This window comes from Bradyrhizobium sp. PRIMUS42, from assembly GCF_023006515.1.
Taxonomy (GTDB): domain Bacteria; phylum Pseudomonadota; class Alphaproteobacteria; order Rhizobiales; family Xanthobacteraceae; genus Bradyrhizobium.
The window spans coordinates 1-4276 of sequence record NZ_JALBGZ010000549.1; the positions used below are offsets into that span (position 1 = coordinate 1).

At 64.7% G+C, this 4276-nt stretch carries 3 protein-coding genes and 2 pseudogenes; 2 read left to right on the forward strand and 3 right to left on the reverse strand.

Features of this window, described 5'->3' with window-relative positions; all coding sequences use genetic code 11:
- The 3 genes and pseudogenes from MOV75_RS28955 to MOV75_RS28965 form a co-directional block, all read right to left on the reverse strand.
- A pseudogene (locus MOV75_RS28955) lies at positions 1-271 on the reverse strand (acetyl-CoA C-acyltransferase); the annotation flags it as partial.
- A 72-nt stretch (positions 272-343) separates the two neighbouring features.
- A complete protein-coding gene (locus MOV75_RS28960) occupies positions 344-2134 on the reverse strand; it encodes an acyl-CoA dehydrogenase C-terminal domain-containing protein (protein WP_246930428.1) in 1791 nt (596 codons plus the stop codon).
- A gap of 84 nt (positions 2135-2218) precedes the next feature.
- Positions 2219-2602 carry a nuclear transport factor 2 family protein gene (locus MOV75_RS28965; protein ID WP_246930426.1) on the reverse strand — a complete coding sequence of 128 codons (384 nt, stop codon included), beginning with the start codon at positions 2600-2602 and terminating at the stop codon, positions 2219-2221.
- A gap of 199 nt (positions 2603-2801) precedes the next feature.
- Here MOV75_RS28965 and MOV75_RS28970 point away from each other — a divergent pair, with 199 nt between their 5' ends.
- Complete coding sequence (locus MOV75_RS28970) at positions 2802-3392, forward strand: PadR family transcriptional regulator (RefSeq protein WP_246930424.1); 591 nt, start codon at positions 2802-2804, stop codon at positions 3390-3392.
- 269 nt (positions 3393-3661) lie between these two features.
- A pseudogene (locus MOV75_RS28975) lies at positions 3662-4276 on the forward strand (hypothetical protein); the annotation flags it as partial.

Sequence of the window (4276 nt, forward strand, 5' to 3'; positions counted from 1 at the left end):
AGAATCGGCTGATCTGCACGCCGGGCACGGCTTCGCCGAGACCGGCCTTCAGCGCGGCGAAGCGCGCGATGTCGGAGCCGGCCTCGCCGACCGGATCGACCACGCCGAGCACGACGTCGTCGACGGAATCCTCAGGCAAATTGTTGCGGTCCTTCAGCGCCTTCAGCGGCACGGTCGCGAGCGCGAGCGCCGTGACTTCGTGCAGCGCACCGTCCGCCTTGCCGCGGCCACGCGGGGTTCGGACGTGATCGTAGATATAGGCATCTGCCATGGGAGCCTCCTGATTGCAGTTATTGTCGCGGCGACCGCTGCGCGGTCGCGATCGCTGGTGAAGCGGAAAGCCTCAGAACGCTTCCGCCGGCAATTCCATGATGGTGGCGCAGCCGGCCTGGATGCGCGCGAGATTGGCGGCGGTCTCCGGCAGCATCCGCTCCATGAAGAAACGGCCGGTGACGAGCTTGGTCGAGAGATAGGGCGTCGCCCCGCTCTCGGCAATCTTGGCATTCGTCACCTTCGCCATCTTCGCCCACATGTAGCCGAGCGCGACGAAGCCGAAGAGATGCAGGTAATCGGTTGCGGCAGCGCCGGCATTATCAGGCTTTGCCATCGCGTTCTGCATCAGCCAGGTCGTGGCCTGCTGGAGATGGCCGAGCGAGGCCGAAAGCGGGGTGATGAAGGGCTTCAGCGCCTCGTCGCCGCCATTCTCCTTGGCGAAGGCCATGACCTCGCCGAAGAACGCCATGATGGCGCGGCCGCCGTCGCGCGGCAGCTTGCGGCCGACGAGGTCCAGCGCCTGGATGCCGTTGGCGCCTTCATAGATCATCGCAATACGCGCATCGCGCACGAACTGCTCCATGCCCTGCTCGGCGATATAGCCGTGGCCGCCATACATCTGCTGCGCCTGCACCGCGTTGGCAAAGCCGTAATCGGTGAGGAAGCCCTTCAGCACCGGGGTCATCAGGCCCATGTGATCGTCGGCGGCCTGGCGGTCCTTCGGGTCTTCGGAGCGATGAGCGACGTCGCTCTTCAGCGCGGTCCACATCACGAAGGCACGCGCGGCCTCGTTGAAGGCGCGGATCGAGAGCAGCGTGCGGCGCACGTCGGGATGCACGATGATCGGGTCGGCCTGCTTGTCCGGCGCCTTGGCGCCGGTGAGCGCGCGGCCCTGGATGCGCTCGCGGGCATAGGCGACCGCGTTCTGATAGGCGACCTCGGATTGCGCGAGGCCCTGCACGGCGACGCCGAGCCTGGCCTCGTTCATCATCACGAACATGCCCTGCATGCCCTTGTTCTCTTCGCCGATCAGCCAGCCGGTGGCGTTGTCGTAGTTCATCACGCAGGTGGAATTGCCGTGAATGCCCATCTTGTGCTCGATCGAGCCGCAGACGACGCCGTTGCGCGCGCCCACCGAACCGTCCGCGTTCACCAGGAACTTCGGCACCACGAACAGCGACACGCCCTTGATGCCGGCGGGCGCGCCCTCGATGCGGGCGAGCACGAGGTGAATGATGTTGGGGGCGAGATCATGCTCGCCGGCCGAGATGAAGATCTTGGTGCCCGTGATCTTGAAGCTGCCGTCGGCCTGGCGCACCGCCTTGGTGCGCAGCATGCCGAGATCGGTGCCGCAATGCGGCTCGGTCAGGTTCATGGTGCCGGTCCATTCGCCCGCCACCATCTTCGGCACGTAGGTCTGCTTTTGCTCGGGCGTGCCGTGGACGATCAACGCCGCGGTCGCGCCCATGGTCAGGCCGCCATACATCGAGAACGCCATGTTGGCGGAGATCTGGAATTCGTTCACCGCCTGGCTCAGCGTCACCGGCAGGCCCTGGCCGCCGAATTCGGTCGGCGCCGACAGACCGAGCCAGCCGCCCTCGGCGACTTGCATGAAGGCGTCCTTGAAACCCTTCGGCGTGGTGACGCTGCCGTCATCGGCACGCTTGCAGCCTTCGAGATCGCCGACGCGATTGAGCGGCTGCAGCACCTCTTCGGCGAGCTTGGCGGCTTCGCCGAGGATGGCTTCGCGCACATCGCTCGACGCATCGGAGAAGCCGGCGAGATTATCGTAGCGGTCGATCTGGAAGACGTCGTTGAGCAGGAAGTTCACGTCTTCGACGGGGGCTTTGTAGATCGGCATGGTGGTCTCCCGGCATGGGGCTTGAAGTGATGAGGCGCAGCCTTTGCCCGCGAGCTTAGCGGGTTCGGCAACCTCAGGGCAGGGTCATGATTGGGCGGCAAGCTGCTCCGCCATCAGGCGGTGCAGCATGTTGATCGCCTTGAGCGGACGCACCATCACCTTGAAATGGGTGATGCGTCCCTCGGCATCAAAGCTGATGATGTCGACGCCGTTGATCTCGATGCCGTCGATGACATTCTTGAATTCGAGCACCGCACCAGTGTCGCTGCGCCATTCACCGACATAGGTGAAACCTGGGCCGCCGAGCACCTTCTCGGCGCTGGAGAGGTATTTGAAGGTGATGTCGCGGCCACGCTGCGGCGAATGCACGACGGGGCTTTCGAACACGGCATCGGGGTGCAGCAGATCCCAGAGCGCGGCGCGGTCATGGGACTTCATGTAGGCGTACCAGGAATCGAGGCCGGTCATGCTCAGGTGCCTCCCTAGGGCAAAGGCAAAAAGTGCGAAAACAACCCCATGCACAGTAGCGAGGAGATTGATTTCGCTGGATTTTTCAGTCGGACCTGTGACCGGCCCGCAAGCTGCCTCATATGCACATTGACGCATATGCGCCGATACGCATAAAGTCAAGCTGGTTGGTTAGGATCGAAGAAGAAGGAGGCCGGCCATGGCGCTGGGCGACGCAATCCTCGCATGCCTGACGGAACGTCCGATGACGGGTTACGAGCTCGCCAAGACATTCGATTCCTCGATCGGCTTCTTCTGGAAGGCCGACCACCAGCAGATCTACCGCGAGCTCTCCAAGCTGCGCGACCGCGGCCACATCCAGGGCCGGGAGGTCGTGCAATCAGGCAAGCCCAACAAGCTGGTTTATACGCTTACGCCCGAGGGTAGAACAGCGCTGCGGCACTGGGCCGCGCGGCCAAGCACGCCAGCCTCGACCAAGGATGACCTCCTGGTCCGCCTCCACGCCCTCGACAGCATCGACATCGAGCCGCTGCGCACCGACCTGATGGCGCGCCTGGAGCACCACCGCGACCGCCACGCCAATTACGAGCGCATCCTGAAGAAGCGTTTCCCGGACGGAACGGCGGAAGGCAGGCTCGACCTCGGCAACCTGCTCCTGCTCCGCTTAGGGGCTCGGCACGAGCAGATGGTGGCCGACTTCTGCGAAGAGACACTGGAGGCGCTCTCGGCGATGAGCGGCAAGGCCAGCGTGGTGCCGCTGGAAGACGGCAAGCGAGAGGGGAAGGGCTGAGCGGCATTGGCGGTGTTAGTCACCTCTCCCGCTTGCGGGAGCGGTCGCGCCGAAGGAGCGGGGGAGGAGCGCACCAGTTCCGGGGTTGGCATCGCCGCCCAACTTTAAGACACCGGCGACGCGTTCCTTAACCCGTTATTTACCGTAACGGACAAAAGTCGGTTTTCGAGGCAGACGACCTGCGCCAAATTCGGTTGTGTTTACAACTGGCGCGCGTGGGGAGGCTGGAGGCGCCGGGTGGGGCGCCGGAGTCGGAACCGGACAGAGTCATGAATTCGCGCGTATCGTGGAGTGTTGACGGCATCGACCCATCCGTCCGGGAGCGGGCCGAAGCTGCTGCGCGCAGAGCCGGCATGTCACTCAACGATTGGCTGAACTCCACGCTCGGCGAAACTGCGCCACCGAACTTTCGCGCACCTTACGACCAGCGTCAGCAAGCGCCCCACGCTCCTCCGAGCCAAGCACCGAGTCAGGAGAGCCGCGAAGTCGCCGACATCCACCAACGGCTCGACGCGATCACCCAGCAGATCGAACGGATCGCGAAACCCGCGCAGCGCCAGGACGCTTCACGACAGGACGCTTCACGACAGGACGCTTCGCGCGAGCAGGGCGTCGCGCGCCAGCTCAACGATGCGATCTCGCGGCTCGACGCGCGGCTGTCGCAGATCTCGAAGCCGCAGCAGCCTCAGGCGCCGCGGCCGGCACCTTCACCTGCACCGTCTCCGGTCGAGACGCGACAGCGCCAGGCCGATATGGTCGAGCGTGCGGCAGCGCAGGTCTATCGCAACGCCCCTCCCCTGAGCCCCGCTTCGTTCGACGTCGCCGTCGCCGAGATCACCGCGCGGCAGAGCGAGCTCGACGGCTTCACGCCGCGGCAGATGCCG